The organism is Methylobacterium sp. Ger2507, from assembly GCF_055231875.1.
In genome coordinates, this window is sequence record NZ_JBUYVC010000001.1 from 1,801,821 (window position 1) to 1,818,959 (window position 17,139).

The 17,139-nt window shown below is 68.5% G+C and carries 15 protein-coding genes and 1 tRNA gene; 7 read left to right on the top strand and 9 right to left on the bottom strand.

The features are described from left to right. Positions 1-109: 109 nt before the first annotated feature. Complete coding sequence (scpA, locus tag ACV7NL_RS08420; RefSeq protein WP_056484203.1) at positions 110-2,275, bottom strand: methylmalonyl-CoA mutase; 2,166 nt, start codon at positions 2,273-2,275, stop codon at positions 110-112. Positions 2,276-2,440: 165 nt separating this feature from the next. After that, positions 2,441-3,349, bottom strand: a complete 909-nt coding sequence (locus tag ACV7NL_RS08425; RefSeq protein WP_056179575.1) for an N-formylglutamate amidohydrolase — start codon at positions 3,347-3,349, stop codon at positions 2,441-2,443. A gap of 207 nt (positions 3,350-3,556) precedes the next feature. Between ACV7NL_RS08425 and cpdR the strand changes: the two genes are divergently transcribed. The 4 genes from cpdR to ACV7NL_RS08445 all read left to right on the top strand — a co-directional run bounded on the left by cpdR (position 3,557) and on the right by ACV7NL_RS08445 (position 5,644). Continuing rightward, positions 3,557-3,913 carry a cell cycle two-component system response regulator CpdR gene (gene cpdR / locus ACV7NL_RS08430; RefSeq protein ID WP_003603128.1) on the top strand — a complete coding sequence of 119 codons (357 nt, stop codon included), beginning with the start codon at positions 3,557-3,559 and terminating at the stop codon, positions 3,911-3,913. A gap of 93 nt (positions 3,914-4,006) precedes the next feature. Beyond that, positions 4,007-4,264: a glutaredoxin 3 gene (grxC, locus tag ACV7NL_RS08435; RefSeq protein WP_056179577.1), complete on the top strand. Its 258-nt coding sequence runs from the start codon at positions 4,007-4,009 to the stop codon at positions 4,262-4,264. Then, the gene (locus tag ACV7NL_RS08440; protein ID WP_463355394.1) at positions 4,261-5,109 is read left to right on the top strand and encodes a carbon-nitrogen hydrolase family protein; all 849 of its coding nucleotides are present in this window, start codon (positions 4,261-4,263) and stop codon (positions 5,107-5,109) included. The genes grxC and ACV7NL_RS08440 overlap by 4 nt, the downstream gene beginning before the upstream one ends. A gap of 37 nt (positions 5,110-5,146) precedes the next feature. Continuing rightward, the gene (locus ACV7NL_RS08445; RefSeq protein WP_463355395.1) at positions 5,147-5,644 is read left to right on the top strand and encodes a DUF1178 family protein; all 498 of its coding nucleotides are present in this window, start codon (positions 5,147-5,149) and stop codon (positions 5,642-5,644) included. Positions 5,645-5,656: 12 nt separating this feature from the next. Here ACV7NL_RS08445 and ACV7NL_RS08450 read toward each other — a convergent pair whose 3' ends face one another. Both ACV7NL_RS08450 and ACV7NL_RS08455 read right to left on the bottom strand, forming a co-directional pair. Next, positions 5,657-6,145 (bottom strand): disulfide bond formation protein B, encoded by a 489-nt coding sequence (locus ACV7NL_RS08450; protein WP_463355396.1) that lies wholly within the window; start codon positions 6,143-6,145, stop codon positions 5,657-5,659. A 2-nt stretch (positions 6,146-6,147) separates the two neighbouring features. Beyond that, complete coding sequence (locus ACV7NL_RS08455) at positions 6,148-6,729, bottom strand: YqaA family protein (RefSeq protein ID WP_463355397.1); 582 nt, start codon at positions 6,727-6,729, stop codon at positions 6,148-6,150. A 507-nt stretch (positions 6,730-7,236) separates the two neighbouring features. Between ACV7NL_RS08455 and ACV7NL_RS08460 the strand changes: the two genes are divergently transcribed. Then, a tRNA-Leu gene (locus tag ACV7NL_RS08460) sits at positions 7,237-7,321 on the top strand. A gap of 27 nt (positions 7,322-7,348) precedes the next feature. On the opposite strand, the gene ACV7NL_RS08465 is transcribed toward ACV7NL_RS08460, so the two are convergent. The 3 genes from ACV7NL_RS08465 to ACV7NL_RS08475 form a co-directional block, all read right to left on the bottom strand. Further along, positions 7,349-8,254 carry a glutamine amidotransferase-related protein gene (locus ACV7NL_RS08465; protein ID WP_463355398.1) on the bottom strand — a complete coding sequence of 302 codons (906 nt, stop codon included), beginning with the start codon at positions 8,252-8,254 and terminating at the stop codon, positions 7,349-7,351. 38 nt (positions 8,255-8,292) lie between these two features. Beyond that, positions 8,293-9,669 carry an ethanolamine permease gene (eat, locus tag ACV7NL_RS08470; protein WP_463355399.1) on the bottom strand — a complete coding sequence of 459 codons (1,377 nt, stop codon included), beginning with the start codon at positions 9,667-9,669 and terminating at the stop codon, positions 8,293-8,295. 97 nt (positions 9,670-9,766) lie between these two features. Then, positions 9,767-11,023 carry a ceramide glucosyltransferase gene (locus ACV7NL_RS08475; protein ID WP_463355400.1) on the bottom strand — a complete coding sequence of 419 codons (1,257 nt, stop codon included), beginning with the start codon at positions 11,021-11,023 and terminating at the stop codon, positions 9,767-9,769. A gap of 156 nt (positions 11,024-11,179) precedes the next feature. Between ACV7NL_RS08475 and ACV7NL_RS08480 the strand changes: the two genes are divergently transcribed. Further along, the gene (locus ACV7NL_RS08480) at positions 11,180-12,124 is read left to right on the top strand and encodes an NAD(P)/FAD-dependent oxidoreductase (RefSeq protein ID WP_244478293.1); all 945 of its coding nucleotides are present in this window, start codon (positions 11,180-11,182) and stop codon (positions 12,122-12,124) included. A 24-nt stretch (positions 12,125-12,148) separates the two neighbouring features. Further along, positions 12,149-13,051 (top strand): histone deacetylase family protein, encoded by a 903-nt coding sequence (locus tag ACV7NL_RS08485; RefSeq protein ID WP_463355401.1) that lies wholly within the window; start codon positions 12,149-12,151, stop codon positions 13,049-13,051. Positions 13,052-13,106: 55 nt separating this feature from the next. Here ACV7NL_RS08485 and ACV7NL_RS08490 read toward each other — a convergent pair whose 3' ends face one another. Together ACV7NL_RS08490 and ACV7NL_RS08495 are read right to left on the bottom strand one after the other, a co-directional pair. Beyond that, positions 13,107-15,944: a PAS domain-containing protein gene (locus ACV7NL_RS08490; RefSeq protein ID WP_463357085.1), complete on the bottom strand. Its 2,838-nt coding sequence runs from the start codon at positions 15,942-15,944 to the stop codon at positions 13,107-13,109. Positions 15,945-16,484: 540 nt separating this feature from the next. After that, positions 16,485-17,060, bottom strand: a complete 576-nt coding sequence (locus ACV7NL_RS08495; RefSeq protein ID WP_056179604.1) for a TetR/AcrR family transcriptional regulator — start codon at positions 17,058-17,060, stop codon at positions 16,485-16,487. Between the last annotated feature and the right edge of the window lie 79 nt (positions 17,061-17,139).

A 17,139-nucleotide genomic window follows, 5' to 3' on the forward strand; every position in this document is an offset into this window, starting at 1 on the left:
ATTCGCCGCTGGCGCTAGGTCGTCATGGTAACCGGTTCGTTAACGAAGGACGCACCCCCTCGCGCCTGTCGTTCAGGCGCAACAGGGGCAGACCGGGGGGTGCCCCGCCTTACTCCGCGGCCTGCCGCGCGGCGTAGCCGAGACGGCCGTTCAGTTCCTCGATCAGCTTCACGGCAGCGTCGGCGATCACGGTGCCGGGCGGGAAGATCGCCGAGGCGCCGGCGGCGTAGAGCGCATCGTAATCGCCGGGCGGGATGACGCCGCCGATGACGATCATCACGTCGCCGCGGCCCTGCTCGGTCAGCGCCGCCTTCAGTTCCGGCACCAGGGTCAGATGGCCGGCAGCCAACGACGACACGCCGACGATATGGACGTCGTTCTCCACGGCCTGACGGGCCGCCTCGGCCGGGGTCGCGAACAGCGGCCCGATATCCACGTCGAAGCCGAGATCGGCGAAGGCGGAGGCGATGACCTTCTGTCCGCGATCGTGCCCGTCCTGCCCCATCTTGGCGACGAGAATACGCGGGCGACGTCCGTCGTTTTCCTCGAAGGCCTCAACGAGCTTGCGAACGGTCTCGACCACTGGCGACATGCCACCCACCTCCCGCTTGTAGACGCCCGAGATCGAGCGGATCTCGGCCCGGTGACGGCCCCAGGCCTTCTCCAGCGCATCCGAGATCTCGCCCACGGTCGCCTTCGCGCGCGCCGCACTGACCGCGAGTTCGAGCAGGTTGCCCTGGCCCTGCGCGGCGGCCGTGAGGGCGGCCAGCGCCGCGTCGACGTCGGCTTGGCTGCGCTCGGCGCGCAGGCGCTTCAGCTTGTCGATCTGCAGGGTGCGGACGTTGCCGTTGTCGACCCGCATCAGCTCGATGGCCCGGTCGTCGTCGGGCTTGTACTTGTTGACGCCCACGATGGTCTGGCGACCGGAATCGATCCGCGCCTGGGCGCGCGCAGCCGCCTCCTCGATACGCAGCTTCGGGATGCCGGCCTCGATGGCCTTGGCCATGCCGCCGAGTTCGTCGACCTCGCGCAGATGCTCCCAGGCGCGGGCGACGATGTCCTGCGTCAGCTTCTCGACGTAATAAGAGCCGCCCCACGGGTCGACGATGCGGGTGGTGCCGCTCTCCTGCTGCAGGAAGAGCTGGGTGTTGCGGGCGATGCGGGCGGAGAAGTCGGTCGGCAGGGCCAGCGCCTCGTCGAGCGCGTTGGTGTGCAGGGATTGGGTGCCGCCCTGCGTCGCCGCCATCGCCTCGATGCAGGTGCGGGTCACGTTGTTGAACACGTCCTGCGCCGTGAGCGACCAGCCCGAGGTCTGGCTGTGGGTCCGCAAGGGGAGCGACTTGTCGCTCTTCGGCTCGAACTCCTTCACGAGCTTGGCCCAGATCAGGCGCGCGGCCCGCATCTTGGCGATCTCCATGAAGAAATTCGTCGAGATCGCCCAGAAGAACGACAGGCGCGGGGCGAACTGATCGATGGTCAAGCCGGCCGCCAAGCCCGCCTTGATGTACTCGACGCCGTCAGCCAGCGTGTAGGCGAGTTCGAGATCGTTCGTCGCGCCCGCTTCCTGCATGTGGTAGCCGGAGATCGAGATCGAGTTGAACTTCGGCATATGCTTCGACGTATAGGCGAAGATGTCGCCGATGATCCGCATCGAACCCGCCGGCGGGTAGATGTAGGTGTTGCGGACCATGAACTCCTTGAGGATGTCGTTCTGGATCGTGCCGGCGAGCTTCTCGGGCGGCACGCCCTGCTCCTCGGCCGCGACGATGTAGAGGGCGAGGATCGGCAGCACCGCGCCGTTCATCGTCATCGACACGGTCATCTCGTCGAGGGGGATGCCGGAGAACAGCGTCCGCATGTCGTAGATCGAGTCGATGGCCACGCCCGCCATGCCGACATCGCCCGAGACGCGCGGGTGGTCGGAATCGTAGCCCCGGTGGGTGGCGAGGTCGAAGGCCACCGACAGGCCCTTCTGCCCGGCGGCGAGGTTGCGCCGGTAGAAGGCGTTCGAATCCTCGGCCGTGGAGAAACCCGCGTACTGACGAATGGTCCAGGGCTGCGTCACGTACATGGTCGGATAGGGGCCGCGCAGGTAAGGGGCCACACCCGGATAGGTATTCAGGAACTCGATGCCCTCGCGGTCCTCGGGACCGTAGACGCCCTTCACCGGGATGCCCTCGGGCGTCATCCAGGGCTCGCCCGTGGGCGGCACCGGGGCCGGAACAGCATCGGCCGCGTAGGAAACGGTCGCGAAGTCGGGGATGCGAGACGTCATGGGCTCTGGCTCGTGCGGCGGCGGCGTGCCTGCATTATAGGTGCGCGCCCGGTCTGGGCTACTCCTAACCGGAGTTCGGCCCGATGGGGCCGGCAAAACCGTCACTTTCGCGCGGGAACCGGACAAATCTTTTCGGCTCCGACGCAAATCCTTTTTGCGCCGAGGCTATTCGGCGGCCATCCGAGAGGGCGCGAGGCCCTGGACCTCGGCGGCCACTGCCGCCACGACGCACCGCAGGTGCCAGATCAGATCTGAAAACCCCGGCGTGATCGCCAGGGTCGCCTCGTTCATGTAGAGGCCGCGATTGATCTCGATCTGGAGGGCGTGGCGCTCGACGTTCGGTTCGCCGTAATGCTCGGTGATGAAGCCGCCCGCATAGGGCTTGTTGCGCAGGACGCGGAAGCCTCGCGCACGCAAGTGGTGCTCGAAGGCCTCGATCAGGATCGGCGCGCAGGCCGTGCCGAAGCGGTCGCCCAGGATGATGTCGGCCCGCGCCGCCTCGTCGCGCCCGAGGCTCGACGACGGCATCGAGTGGCAATCGATCAGGATGGCGTGCCCGAACTGCCGTGCCGTGCGCTGGATCAGCCCGCGCAAGGTCCGGTGATAGGGTTTGTACAGGGTCTCGATTCGTTCGACCGCGACATCCACGGGCAGACGCCCGCGATAGATCTCCTGACCGTCGGCCACGAGCCGCGGAATCGTCCCGAGGCCGCCTGCCACCCGCATGGAGCGGGTGTTGGCGAAGGCTGGCAGGCGTCCGTCGAACATGCGCGGGTCGAGTTCGTAGGGCTCCCGATTCACGTCGAGGAAGGCGCGTGGAAAGTGCGCGCGCATCAGCGGCGCTCCGAGATCGACCACCGGGGCGAACAGGCGATCCACATGCGCGTCCTCGGACCGCCGCAGGGCGAGGCTGTCGAGACGGGAGGCGGCGAGGAAGGCGGCCGGGTAAACCGCGCCGGAATGGGGCGTGTTGAAGACGAACGGAAGGGTATGCGCCGCCGGTTCGTCCACGGTGAAAGGTGGATCGAAGGCCGTCACGCGGGACGCGTCTGAGGTCTGGGAGGGCTCGGTCATCGCGGCGCGGGCGCCTCGGTGCGGACGGGACAACGCATGGCGTCACTTTGCGTTTTGCCGGCTGGCCTGTCCAGCGCGGAGCGGACCCTGAGCCGACCGTTCGGGTGCCGTTGGACACCCGCGCCGGACGGCTTGGCAACGTTCTGTTTACCAAGCCGGTGCTTTGTGGAAAGAACACACCGAATCAAGAGTACGGGACGCCGCTCGATGAAGATCCTCCTGGCGGAAGACGACAACGATATGCGCCGCTTCCTGGCCAAGGCGTTGCAGAACGCCGGCTACGACGTGCTGTCGTTCGACAACGGGCTGTCGGCCTATAACCGCCTGCGCGAGGAGCCGTTCGAGCTTCTCCTCACCGATATCGTGATGCCCGAGATGGACGGGATCGAGCTGGCGCGGCGCGCCACCGAACTCGACCCGGACATCAAGGTGATGTTCATCACGGGCTTCGCGGCCGTGGCCCTGAACCCGGATTCCAAGGCTCCGAAGGACGCCAAGGTCCTGTCGAAGCCGTTCCACCTGCGCGATCTCGTCAACGAGGTCGAGAAGCTGCTGGCTGCCTGAGCGTCATCGCCGACCATCCCTGAGAATCCAGGCAGTAGGAAGAGCCATCACGCTCGCCTATATGCTGGTGGGATTGGATGGGGCGTTTCGACGATGAAGCCGGTCACGATCTACACAACTGCGTGGTGCCCGTACTGCTCGGCGGCGAAAAGCCTGCTGCGCGACAAGGGCATCGCCTTCACCGAGATCGACGTCGAGAAGACGTCCGGGTCGCGCGCAACCATGGTCCAGCGCGCGGGCGGCCGCACCAGCGTGCCGCAGATCTTCGTCGGCGACACCCATGTGGGGGGATGCGACGACCTCTACGCTCTCAACGGCGCCGGGAAGCTCGATCCGCTGGTGGCCGCATGAGCGACGCGCCCGTCTTCACCGCCGCCTGCGTGCAGATGCGCTCGGGCCGCGATCCCCTGGCCAACCGCGATGCCGCGGTGGCGCTGGTGCGGGAGGCTGCCGATGCGGGGGCGCATTATGTGCAGACGCCGGAGATGACCTCCCTGGTCGAGCGCAGCAAAACCAGCCTGTTCGAGAAGGTCACCGCTCAGGACGACGACCCGACCTTGGCCGCCCTGCGCGAGGTGGCCCGCGAGCGTGGGATCGTCATCCAGATCGGATCGCTGGCGATCCGCAACGGCGACAAGGTCGCCAACCGAGCCTTCCTGATCGACGCCGAGGGGGCGATCACCGCCTCCTACGACAAGCTGCATCTCTACGACGTCGATCTGCCCAACGGTGAGCGCTGGCGTGAATCCGCCACCTATACGGGCGGCGCCTGTGCGGTCGTGGCCGACACGCTCTGGGCACCGATCGGCCTGGCCATCTGCTACGACATCCGCTTTCCGGCGCTCTACCGGGCGCTGGCCGAGGCGGGGGCCACCATTCTGACCGCGCCGGCCTGCTTCACCCAGCAGACGGGGGAGGCGCATTGGCACGTGCTGCACCGGGCGCGCGCCATCGAGACCGGCTCGTTCATGATCTCGGCGGCCCAGGGGGGGCACCACGAAGATGGGCGCGACACCTACGGCCATTCCCTGATCGTCGATCCATGGGGCAAGGTGCTGGCCGACTCAGATGGGGCCGAGCCCGGCGTGATCCTGGCCGAGATCGACCTGTCCCGCGTCACCGACGCCCGTGCCCGCATTCCGGCACTCCAGCACGCCCGTCCCTTCACGGTCGAGCGGGTGGGGCTGTCCTCCTGACCGCGTCACGCGCCACTGGCCAAAAACCGTAAGCCCGATGATCCGCTACACGCTCGTCTGCGAGGCCGACCACAGCTTCGAGAGCTGGTTTCCGTCGAGCGATTCGTTCGACGCCCAGGTCGCGCGGGGCTTGGTGTCCTGTCCGGTCTGCGGATCGGCACGGGTCGGGAAGAGCATGATGGCCCCCTCCGTCGCCCGGACGGATCGCGGGGGACGGACCGTTCCGTCCTCCGCCGAGGTCGCGGTCGCGCCGGCCGAGACCTTGCCGTCCGTGGCGCCCCAGACAGCGCCCCAATTGGCGATGACCGAACCGGAGCAGCGCCTGCGCGCGATGATGCAAGCCCTACGCGAGCAGGCGACCCGAAACGCCGACGATGTTGGTCGTCGCTTCCCCGAGGAGGCCCGACGCCAACATTATGGTGAGGCGGAGACCCGTGCGATCTACGGCGAGGCCAGTCTGGACGAGGCCCGCTCCCTCCTCGACGAGGGCATCGCGGTCCTCCCGCTCCCGCCGGGATCCGACGACCGGCACTGAGGCCTCAGCGCATCAGCGCTTCAGCGCGGCCGTTCCGGACACCGAGGCGAGCGCGAAGGCGATCAGGGCATTCCAGCCTGCGAGCGAGATGCCGAACAGGCGCCAGGCCGCCGTCGAGCAATCGGCCACCCGCGTGATCTGCAGGGCATTGAGGAAATCACCGACTGCGGCCGGATTGGCGCCGGCACCACCCCCGCAATCGGTGGGGCCGGCCCACAGGTTCCACTCCGCGCCCGCATGGTACACGCTGAGGCCCGCCCCGTAGAGCAACCCGAGAGCTGCCAACCCGAGCACGAGGCGCGCTCCCCAGGCCGGCAGGAACAGTCCGAGAAGCGCGAGCGGGATGGCCGCGTAATAGGGAATCCGCTCCGTCAGGCACAGCTTGCACGGCACGTAGCCGAGCCACCACTGGAAGTACCAGGCGCCGGCCAGGGTCAGCACCGACCCGACGAGAACCAACAGGGCGGCGCGGCGCAAGCGCAGGAGCGAGGTGTCGTCCATGTCTACAGAAGCACCTTGAACATCACGAATCCGAGGATGATCACCGCGATCGCGATCGCCGCCACCACGTTGAGGTGCCGGTCGAGCACCCCCCGGATCTGAACGCCGTAGCGGCCCAGAAGTCCCGCCAGGATGAAGAATCGGGCGCCGCGCGTCAGGAGCGACAGGATCACGAACCAGAACAGATCGTAATGGGCGAAGCCTGACGTGATGGTCACGAGCTTGAACGGGATCGGCGTCAGGCCCTTCAGCAAGATCACCCAGTGCCCGTACTCGGCATAGGAGGCCTGGAAGGTCGCCGCCTTGTCGGCGAGGCCATAGACCCGGAACACCCATTGTCCGACCGAGTCGAACAGCAGGGCGCCGATGGCGTATCCGACGAGACCGCCGACCACGGAGGCGAAGGTGGTGATCAGGGCGTAGAACCAGACGCGGTCGGGTCGGCTAACCGCCATCGGCACCAGCATCACATCGGGCGGAACCGGAAAGAACGAGCTTTCGGCGAAGGCCACGGCTCCGAGGGCGTAGGGTGCCGAGGGCTTGCCCGCGAGCGCGAGGATCCACTCGTAGAGGCGACGGATCATGAGGGGTCCGGAAAGGCTGGAGGTGGCGGGCGGCGTCCTTTGATCACACGGCGCCGCCGCTGGCGAGCGCGCGCGCACCGCAACGCGGAGAAATTGGTTCACTGGGGAACCCGAGCCCGCCGAGGATCAGGCGGTCCGCCGCAGGGTGAGCGGCTTCAGAGAAACGCTTCGCAGGATATGCCTCGCAAGAAACGCTTCGCAGGAAACGCCTGGCAGGAAACGCCTGGCAGGAAACGCCTGGCAAGCAGCGGCCTGCGAGACAGGCTGACCGCATAGGGACACCGGTGTCATTCCGGGGCGCCGCAGGCGAACCCGAAATCCACAGCCGCCGACCTTGGAAGGCTCTGCACCACCTGTCTTTCTGGATCGTAGGTTTCGCTGCGCGGTTTCGGGATGATGCGATGCTGGGTGGAGGCGCCGGCGGCGTGAAACGTCATATGCGATCACCCTGCTGGCAAGAAATCGCCACTGGCCGAAACCAAGAAGGTGTGCCATGACGCGAGCGTTGCGGGCGTGGTGGAACTGGTAGACGCGCCGGACTCAAAATCCGGTTCCGCAAGGAGTGTCGGTTCGATTCCGACCGCCCGCACCACTCGTTCGATCCCACCGGTCGCCCAGTTCATGGCCCGCCGGTCTTGGACCCGCGGTAAGTCGGCGCGCTGCCCGTGCAGGATCGGAAGGCAGTCCTCCCCTCGGGTGAGGTGATCGGCGGCCGGGTGAGCATCCTCGATTCGCTCGAGTTGCCGTGTTCGTGCAGGGTCGTCCACTCTTCGTCCAGCGCGTGCTTAGAGGGCGAGAGGGAATCACCGGAATTCACCTGGTCCGCGCCGGTACGATCCGTGAGGAAACGCTGAATCCATTCTCCGATCCGCGCACCATCGCCGGGCGCGTCGAGGGAGGCGAGGGCCTGGGCCCGAAGGGTTTCGTCGAGGTCGTCCGGGCGATGGTCAGCAATGAGGGCGCGGGCATAGGCGACCGCGAACTCCGGGTGAAACTGGAAGGAAAGGGCGCGCCGGTCGGCATAGGCGATGATGCCGTGGGGCGTGAAGGCGTTGCCGGCCAATGTCCGGCTCGCTGGTGGCGCAGCGGCCACTTGGTCCTGATGAATGGCCGGCGCGGCGATGCGCCCCTCACCGTCCATCCAGGCCGCCGCGTGATAGATGTCGTAGGCGTGCAAGCCGAGGCCCCAACCCTTCGGCGACCTCTCGACACGCCCGCCGAAGGCCTCCGCCATGACCTGATGGCCGAAGCAGAGCCCGACCAGCGGTTTGTCCGGATCGAGGCGGCGCAGGTACGCAATGAGCGTCGCGATCCAGGGCAGGGAGTCGGAAACCCCCGCCGGTGAGCCGGTGACAAGGGTGGCATCGTAGGCGCCGGTATCGGCGGGCCAGACATCCTGGTTCACGCGGAAGACGGTGCAGTCATACGCCGGCCCGAGCAGATCGGCCGCCATCCGGCCGTAGCCCGGAAAGCGGTCGGACAGCCGCTCCGGCGGTGCGCCGGCTTCGAGGATCGCGATCTTCATGGCATGTTGTCCAGCGCATCGAACGTCGCGAGACGCCCTCACAACACCGGATCGTAAACCGGCCCACCCACCGTCGCGTCTGGGGTCGCCAGCCACTTCGAGGCGAGCACGGCCAGGACCATCACGCCGAGGAAGATCGCGAAGATCGCCGGATTGTAGATCACCAGGGCGACGAAGCAGACCGCCGCCATCGCCAGCGCGAAGGCGGGCGCGGCGGGATAGAGCGGGGCGCGGTAGGGGCGGGCGAGGTCCGGTTCGGCCCGGCGGAGGCGGAACAGGCTCGCCATGCTCATCCCGTACATCACCAGGGCGCCGAACACCGCCATGGTGACGATGCTGGCGGTGAGCGACTGGCCCGCGATGGTTACCAGGTTGTCGCTGTAGATGGCCGCAATGCCGACCACGCCCCCCGCGAGGGTGGCGATGTGGGGCGTGCGGAAGCGCGGGTGCACCCGGGCGAGGCCGCGGGGCAGGAAGCCCGCGCGGGCCAGGGCGAAGATCTGCCGCGAGTAGCCCATGATGATGCCGTGGAACGAGGCGACGAGGCCGAACAGGCCGAGCCAGACCAGCATGTGGAGCCAGCCGCTCGATTCGCCGACCACCGTCTTCATCGCTTGGGGCAGGGGGTCGTTGAGATTGCTCAAAGCCCGCCAGTCGCCCGAGCCGCCAGCGAAGATCATCACACCGAAGGCCAGGGCCGTCAGGGTCAGCACACCGGTGATGTAGGCGATCGGGATGGTCCGCTTCGGGTCCTTGGCCTCCTCGGCCGCCATCGCCACCCCCTCGATGGCGAGAAAGAACCAGATCGCGAACGGGATCGCGGCGAACAGGCCGCCGATCGCCGGCAGGCCGAAGGTGTCGGTGCCGGCCCAGCCGTGGGCGGCGAAGTTCGACCACGAGAAGGCCGGGGCGACGACGCCCATGAAGACCAGGAGTTCGGCCACCGCCAGGATCGTGACGAACAGCTCGAAGGTCGCGGCGATCTGCACGCCGACGATGTTGAGGGTCATGAAGATCAGGTAGGCGCCGAGCGCCGCGTGCTTGGGGTCGAGGCCGGGGAACTGCACGTTGAGATAGGCGCCGATGGCGAGCGCGATGGCGGGGGGCGCGAAGACGAACTCGATCAGCGTCGCGTAGCCGGCGATGCAGCCACCGACCGGGCCGAAGGCGCGCCGGCTGTAGGCGAAGGGGCCGCCGGCCTGCGGGATCGCGGTGGTGAGTTCGGTGAAGCTGAAGATGAAGGCGACGTACATCGCCGCAACCGCGATCGTGGTGATGAGGAAGCCGAGGGTTCCGGCGGAAGCCCAGCCGTAGCTCCAGCCGAAATACTCGCCCGAGATCACGAGTCCGACGGCGATGCCCCAGAGATGGAAGGCGTTGAGGCCCTTATGGAGCCCGCTGGTTTCGGTCTGCATCGCCCTGGCCCCTTTTGTCCGCCCGGTGCGGACCGCGGAGCCTAAGCAAGAGCGCTGCCGCCGTGCCGGCAGGGCGATGCAGCTGGAGCGGGCACCGTCAGGCTGCGCTGGCCCGGGGCCACAGGCGACGCCAGGGGCTGCGTGTCGCGGCACCGGTGTTCGGCGGTGCGATCTCCATGGTGGTCCGCGAGTCCCTCGTTGTTCGGAGGTCCCTCGTTGTTTGGAGGTCCATCGTCGTCCGGATGTTCATGGCATTGCCGCGCCAGAGAACCGCGCCGCGTAGCCAGGCGCTGGTCCACACGAACGGGATCAGGGCATCGCGGATGATGAAGCCCAGGAGGAGACCGGGGCCCCGGACCCACTTCGCCCGGGCGGCCAGCGCCATTTCGGCCGCATACCAGAGCCCGGTCAGCGCGAGCAGGCTTCCGGCGAGCGCCGGGGAGGGGGCGGCCGCGAGGGCGATGCCGAAGGGCAGGAGCGGGCCGCAGCCGATCTCGGGCGCGAAGAACAGCGGGAAGGTGACCCGGCGCAGGCGCGCCCATCGCAACTGCCGCGACCAGATCTCCGCCAGGGTGCGGCGCCCGAGGGGCTGGTCGAACGGAGCGGCCACGAGATGGACGCGCGCCCCGGCCGCGCGCACGAGCTTGGTCGCCGCCGCATCCTCGGCGATCTCGGCCGCCAGGGCGCGGATGCCGCCGCGTGCCTCCAGGAAGGGCTTGTGCCAAAGCATGCTCTTGCCCTGGGCGAAGCCGAGGCCGAGGGCCTCGCCGGTATATTGCCAGCGCGCCTGGAGGGTGTTCAGGAAGGCGCATTCCACCGTGGCGAACAGGCCCTCGGGCCGCGCTCCGATCGGCGTCGAGCAGACGAGGCCGGTGTTCGGACGCCAGGCCGCCTGCAATTGCTGCAGGTAGTCCGGCGGCATCGCCACGTTCGAATCGGCGAGCACGACCCAGTCGTGGCGGGCCGCCTCCCAGCCGCGCACGCAGTTGTTGAGCTTCGGATTGTCGCTGATGCGCTCGTCGCCGACGATCAGGCGGGACCGGACCTGCGGATGCGCCGCCATGAGCCGACGCACCAGCGGTACGATGGGATCGGCTTCATCGGCGACGCAGAAGATCAGCTCGTAGGACGGATGCACCAGCCGGAAGCCGCGCGTCAGCAATTCCTCGCTGAAGGTCTCCACGCCGCAGACCGGCCGGACCAGCGACACCGGCGCGCCCTGGGGGAACACCGATGCGCCGTTGCGCCGCCCGATTCGGACGGCCGCCACCGCGATCCCGACCAGGTTGATCAGCGTCAGGGCGGCGCAGAACCCCAGAGCGACCGCAGCGCTCGGCTCCGACAAGTCCCGCATCGCCTGATCCCACATCCGCGACATCTCCCGTTGGTCAGACCCGAAACGCGACCGATCGCGGGATGGACATCGCGCCGCGTCCCCGACCGTCCCAGCGCCCCTAACAGCCGCGATGCTTCAGTCGTATGACAACCCGGGGGAACGGAGGGGGCGGGCGTGGCGAGACCGGCGCATGTGGCGATCGTGGGAGCCGGGATGGCGGGGGCGAGCGCCGCGCGCCGCCTGATCGAGGCCGGCCTCGCCGTCACCCTGTTCGACAAGGGCCGTCAGGTCGGCGGCCGCATGGCGAACCGGCGCGATCGCGACACCGGGCTCCGCTTCGATCACGGCGCCCAGGTTCTGCGGGCACATGGCTCCGCCTTCGGGGCGCGGCTCGCCGCCTGGGCGGGGCGCGGCCTCGTGGCGCCCTGGGATGGTCCCGACCGTTTCACGGCCGTGCCCGACATGACCGCGCCGGTGCGCGATCTCCTCGGCGGTCTCGAGGTTCATGTCGGCCGCACCGTCACGGGCCTGTCCCGCGTGTCGAGCGGCTGGACCCTGGCTCTGGCCGAGGGTCTCGAACCGCGGGTGTTCGAGGCCGTCGTGCTCACGCTGCCAGGGCCTCAGGCGTCGCGCCTCCTCGCCGCGAGCGGATTCGTGCTGCCGACGATCGAGCGGGCGACCTACGCACCCTGCTGGTCGCTGATGCTGACCTGCGCGCAGGACCTTCCCTTCGCGGGCGACGTCCTGCGACCCGCGGGAGGACCGGTCGCGGCCATCTTTCGCGAGGGCACGAAGCCCGGCCGGCCGAGCGGGAAGCCCGCCTTCACCGTCCATGCCACGCCCGACTGGTCGAGGACCCACCTGGAGGACGCGCCCGAGGCGGCGGCGGCACGGCTGATCTCGGCCCTGTCCGTCCTCTTCGGAGTGCCGGTCGCTGGACAGGGGCGCGGCCATCGCTGGCGCTACGCCCTCGTCGAGGAAACCTGCGGCGAACCCTGCCTCTACGACCCGCGCGAGCGCCTGGGCTATGCCGGTGACGGCTGCCTCGGGCCGCGCGTCGAGGCCGCCTACGACAGCGGCTTGGCCCTGGCCGACCGCCTCGTCGCCGAACTGGCGTGAGGCGCGTGTCGTGAGGTCTGCCACATGACCCTGCCCATCGTCTTCCACCCGGCCTACGAGGCGACCCTGCCGGAGGGGCATCGCTTCCCGATGCGCAAATACGGGCGTCTGGCCGAACTGCTGGTGGAGCAGGGCCTTGCGCCGCATGGTTTCGTCCGGCCGGAGCCGGCCGGGGCCGCGCTTCTCGCCGCCGCTCACGATCGCGCCTACGTCGAGGCCGTGCTCGCCCTCGACGTGTCCCGCGAAATCGAGCGCAGCATCGGCCTTCTGGTCGGCGCCTCGGTGGTCGACCGCTCCTGCGCGTCCGTCGGCGGCACCCTCCTGGCCGCCCGCCTCGCCCTGGCGCACGGGATCGCCGGAAGCACGGCCGGCGGCAGTCATCATGCCCGACGCGAGACCGGGGCCGGTTTCTGCATCTTCAACGACGTGGCGGTCGCCGCCCGCACCCTGCATGCCGAGGGCACCATCGCTCGCGCCCTGGTGATCGATTGCGATGTCCACCAGGGCGACGGCACCGCCGATTGCCTCAGCGGCACCCCCGATCTCTTCACCCTCTCGATCCACGCCGAGAAGAACTACCCGACCCGCAAGATCGCCGGCGACCGGGACGTCGGCCTGCCCGACGGCGTCGACGATGCCGGATACCGCGCGGTGCTGGAGGCCCATGTCGGACCGCTCCTCGATGCGATCCGCCCCGACCTCGTGTTCTACAATGCCGGCGTCGACCCCCACCGCGACGACCGCCTCGGGCGCCTCGACCTGACCGATGCCGGCCTCCTGGCGCGCGACCGGTACGTGGTGGGAGCCGTCCGCCGCCGCGGCATCCCGTTGGTCGGGGTGATCGGCGGCGGCTATTCCACGGACATCGACGCCCTGGCGGCCCGCCACGCCCTGGTCTTCGCCGCCATGGCCGAGCAGGCAGCCTGACGTCGCGACGCGCGACGTGCCGGCGCAAGGCCGAGCGGCGGGAGCGGTTCCTTGCCTAAGGTTCCGACAGCGCCACCTGCCGTGCGACGATCCGGTTGATCGTCCGGCCGAGCTGCTCGGCCGAATAGGGTTTCTGCAGAAGCTCGAAGCCGTGCGCGTCCTCCTGGGCGAGGATGTGGCTGTATCCCGAGGCGAGCAGCACCGGCAGATCCGGCCGGCGGCGCCGTAACTCCTGCGCCAGGGCCACGCCGCCCATGCCGGGCATGACCACGTCCGACACGACGATGTCGAAGGGTGTGGTTTCACGCTCCACATCCGCCAGCGCACTCTCGGCGTCGGTGTGCCAAGTCGGCAGATAGCCGAAATCCTCCAGGATCTGGCGGGCGATACGGCCCACCTCCAGGTTGTCCTCCACGAGAAGGACGCGCAGGCCGTCCCCCGACACGGTGGGATGCTCGATCACGCCGGCGGCCGTGGGCGGGACCTGGTCGGGCTCGATTTCCGGCAGGTAGAGCGTGAAGGTCGTTCCCGCCCCGACCGTACTGATGACCGCGATGTCGCCGCCCGACTGCTTGGCGAAGCCGAAGACCTGCGACAGCCCGAGCCCGGTGCCCTTGCCCACGCCCTTGGTGGTGAAGAACGGTTCGAAGATCCGGTCGAGATGATCCGCTGGGATCCCGATGCCGGTGTCGCTGAGCGAGATCGCGGCGAACCGGTCCGCTTGGCCGCCCTGGTCGCGCAGGGGTGACATGGGCGCCCGGCATTCCAGGCGGATGGTCAGGGTGCCCCGCTCTTCCATCGCGTCCCGGGCATTGACCGCCATATTGATCAGCGCGGTCTCGAACTGGCTGAGATCCGCGCGGATGTGGCAGGTCTCCTCGGGCAGCGCCGTGACGACCTGGATACAGGCGCCCGTCACCGTTTCCAGAAGGTCGGCGATGACGATGAGGCGCGCCCGAACGTCGAACACCTCGGGCTTCAAGGCCTGGCGCCGGGCGAAGGCGAGCAGCTGGCCGGTGAGCTTGGCGGCCCGGTCCACGGTCTCGGAGACGGCATCGAGGTAGCGGCTCTTGCGCACCTCCGGCAGATCCGGCCGACGCAGGAAGTCGACCGAGGAGCGGATGATGGTGAGGAGATTGTTGAAGTCGTGCGCGACGCCCCCGGTGAGCTGGCCCACCGCCTCCATCTTCTGCGCCTGCCGCAAGGCCTCGTGGGTCTGTTCCAGCTCGGCCGTGCGTCCCGCCACGCGCTCCTCAAGGGTGGCGTTCAACTCGCGCAGGGCCGCCTCGGCCTCCGCCTGCGCGTAGGCCGACCAGGTCCGGGCCGCGACCTCCATGGTCAGCCCGACCTCCGCGTCGGTCCAGATGCGCGGCGCGTCGGAATGCACGAAGAACACGCCGCCGAGGGACAGGCCGCCGGATTCCAGGCTTCGCATCATCGGAGCCACGATCAGCGCCCGCGTTCCGATGCTGTCCCAGGTGGCCTGGAACGCCGGCTCGGCGGTCCGCGGGTCCGTCCGACAATCGGTGACGACCAGGGTTTGCCCCTGGCGCAACTCGACCACCAGCGCGGGGCCGAAGGCATCGAGCACCCGGACCACGCCGGCGAGCGAGGGCATGCGCCCGTCGCACCAGTCGCGCTCGACCGAGATGACCTCGCCCTCGTTCTGAAGATGGCCGTAACCGACCCGGCCGACACCCAGATGCGCGCCGAGGCTGGCCGAGGCCATCATCTTGATGTCCAGCGGCCTCGCCGCCGTGCGCAAGCGGTCGGCTAGCGCGATCTGGAAGCGCAGGTGGCCCTCGGCGGATTTGCGCGCCGTGATGTCGATGGCCGTCCCGAGGGCCCGAACGCAGCGCCCGGTCTCGTCGAACACGCCCCGGCCCTTCGCGGCCACCCAGCGCACCAGCCGATCGTCGTGCCCGATGGTGCGGTACTCGGCGTCATAGGTCGTGCGCAGGGCCGGGTCGATGGCGGAGGCGAAGGCCGCTCGGGTCGCCGCCAGATCCTCGGGGTGCAGGGTGGCGTAGAAGTCGTCGAGGGTCACCGACGCGCCGGAGGGAAAGCCGAACATCGCCTTGGTGCGGTCCGACCAGACCAGCGTACCGCCGACCGGATCGAGGTCCCAGGTGCCGATCTCGGCCGCCTCGGTGGCCAGCCGTAACTGCTCCTCGCGCCGTCGCAGGCGCGTCTCGGCCTGCTTGCGGTCGTGGATGTCCTCGACCACGCCGTACCAGCACAGGATTTCGCCGCCCTCGGTCCGGCGCGGAAAGGCGCGGGCCCGCATCCAGCGGTGCTCGCCCGACGCGAGGCGGATGCGGTAATCGACATCCACCGGGTCTCCAGAGGCGATGCAGGCACCGAACACGGCGATGGTCCGCGGCAGGTCCTCGGGATGCACCGCCCGGGTCCAGCCGTCGCCCAGGGGCTCGCCGGGGGCCTGTCCCGTCAGGGTCAGCCAGCGGGTCGCGTAGGACGTGATGTTTCCGGCAGCATCGCAGGTCCAGGGCACCTGCGGGTTCAACTCGACTGCGTGGCGATAATGGTCTTCGCTCTCGCGCAGGGCGGCCTCGCCAAGCACGCGGTCGGTCGTCTCCGCGGTGACGCAGAGCAATCCGTTGATCGCCCCGGCATCGTCGTAGACGGGGGAGTAGGTGAACGACCACCAGCTTTCCTCGGCCCGTCCTGCGCGGGCGAGATCGAGCTTCATGTCGGTCAAGGTGCGGGGCTCGCCCGCGAGGGTGGCCTCCACCAGCGGACCGATATCGTCCCAGATGCTGCCCCAGACCTCGCGGAACGGACGGCCGAGCGCGTGCGACAGGCGATAGCCGAGGATCGGCCGATAGGAGTCGTTGTAGAAGCAGAGCAGGTCGGGTCCCCAGGCGAGGAACATCGGCCGGGGACAGGCGAGCATGAGCGCCAGCGTGTTGCGCAAGGACGCCGGCCAGGTCTCCGGCGGTCCGAATCTCGTCCCCGACCAGTCGTGTGCGCGGATTTCGGCACCCGTGACGCCGCCGGCATCGAGAAACGCCAGGGAGACGGTCACGCGCCACAAATCCCGGATCGGTCGCAGCCGTTGGGCATCTCGGATCTTCGGGCGATCGGATCGGGCGGTCCGGCTGGCATGATCAAGGCATAGCTGCGTTGATCCGGGTCGTACAGCGCTTCTCCGGGTCTCGGCAGAACGGATTTCGCGGAGACGAAATCATTCCGGGCCTTCGGAACAGCGTCGCGTAGATTCGGGGGAGGTCGCGCGGCGCTGCGAAAGTATCGATCATGGTGAAGGCTTGGCCCTTATCCTTGCCATCATTCTTGCCCTGCCTGCTCCGCGGCATGCCATCGGCCGGCTTCGTCTGATTCAATACGGAAGGACCGTCAGCGGCGTCTCTCGCTCATCGATGTACGCAAGCGGACGCTCGCAAAGCTGAGACGCTCAGGGCCGCGCCTCGATCTTCGGCAGGCTCTTGGCGGTGCGCTCCATGGCGTCGAACAGTTTCTCCAGTTCCGCCCCCTCCAGGCAGTGGAAGCCGAGCGTGCGAGAGAGGAGGAGGCCGAGGGTGGCGAAGGTCAGCATCGCCCCGGCGCCCGGGCAGCAGGCCACGTCCTCCATCTGGGCCAGGCGGTCCCGCAGGAAGGCGTTGAAGCCCGCGAAGGCCTCCGGGTTCTCGGCAGAAGCCAGCAGGAGCGCCCGGGGAAATCCATCCTCGTCGGCATAGATCTGTCGCGCATGGGCGATCAGGGCCAGGGGGAGGGCGGCCGGTCCCGGCCCCTGTTCGGCCTCGTGGGCCGTCACGCTCTCACGGATTTCGCGCAGCTTGCGCTCCGCCAGCGCCGAGATCAGCGCATCCTTCGAGGCGTAGTGATGCAGGACGCCGCCCTTGCTCAGAGAGGCTTCCGCCGCCACCGCATCGATCGTCAGGGTGCGGGTGCCCATGCGCCGGATCAGACGCTCGGCGGCATCCAGGATCACCAGCGGTCGGTCTTCGCGGCGGGTGCGCGCCTTCATCATCGATCATCCGGCAGAGGTGCCAAGGTTTCGCGATGATACCAAATCAAAGCCGCACATGGCAGAAAGATCGAATACTTCA

Bases quoted from the DNA above. Each gene is read 5' to 3' on its own strand.
- scpA (WP_056484203.1), bottom strand. From the start codon at position 2,275: ATGACGTCTCGCATCCCCGACTTCGCGACCGTTTCCTACGCGGCCGAT.
- ACV7NL_RS08425 (WP_056179575.1), bottom strand. From the start codon at position 3,349: ATGACCGAGCCCTCCCAGACCTCAGACGCGTCCCGCGTGACGGCCTTC.
- cpdR (WP_003603128.1), top strand. From the start codon at position 3,557: ATGAAGATCCTCCTGGCGGAAGACGACAACGATATGCGCCGCTTCCTG.
- grxC (WP_056179577.1), top strand. From the start codon at position 4,007: ATGAAGCCGGTCACGATCTACACAACTGCGTGGTGCCCGTACTGCTCG.
- ACV7NL_RS08440 (WP_463355394.1), top strand. From the start codon at position 4,261: ATGAGCGACGCGCCCGTCTTCACCGCCGCCTGCGTGCAGATGCGCTCG.
- ACV7NL_RS08445 (WP_463355395.1), top strand. From the start codon at position 5,147: ATGATCCGCTACACGCTCGTCTGCGAGGCCGACCACAGCTTCGAGAGC.
- ACV7NL_RS08450 (WP_463355396.1), bottom strand. From the start codon at position 6,145: ATGGACGACACCTCGCTCCTGCGCTTGCGCCGCGCCGCCCTGTTGGTT.
- ACV7NL_RS08455 (WP_463355397.1), bottom strand. From the start codon at position 6,729: ATGATCCGTCGCCTCTACGAGTGGATCCTCGCGCTCGCGGGCAAGCCC.
- ACV7NL_RS08465 (WP_463355398.1), bottom strand. From the start codon at position 8,254: ATGAAGATCGCGATCCTCGAAGCCGGCGCACCGCCGGAGCGGCTGTCC.
- eat (WP_463355399.1), bottom strand. From the start codon at position 9,669: ATGCAGACCGAAACCAGCGGGCTCCATAAGGGCCTCAACGCCTTCCAT.
- ACV7NL_RS08475 (WP_463355400.1), bottom strand. From the start codon at position 11,023: ATGCGGGACTTGTCGGAGCCGAGCGCTGCGGTCGCTCTGGGGTTCTGC.
- ACV7NL_RS08485 (WP_463355401.1), top strand. From the start codon at position 12,149: ATGACCCTGCCCATCGTCTTCCACCCGGCCTACGAGGCGACCCTGCCG.
- ACV7NL_RS08490 (WP_463357085.1), bottom strand. From the start codon at position 15,944: ATGTTCCTCGCCTGGGGACCCGACCTGCTCTGCTTCTACAACGACTCC.
- ACV7NL_RS08495 (WP_056179604.1), bottom strand. From the start codon at position 17,060: ATGATGAAGGCGCGCACCCGCCGCGAAGACCGACCGCTGGTGATCCTG.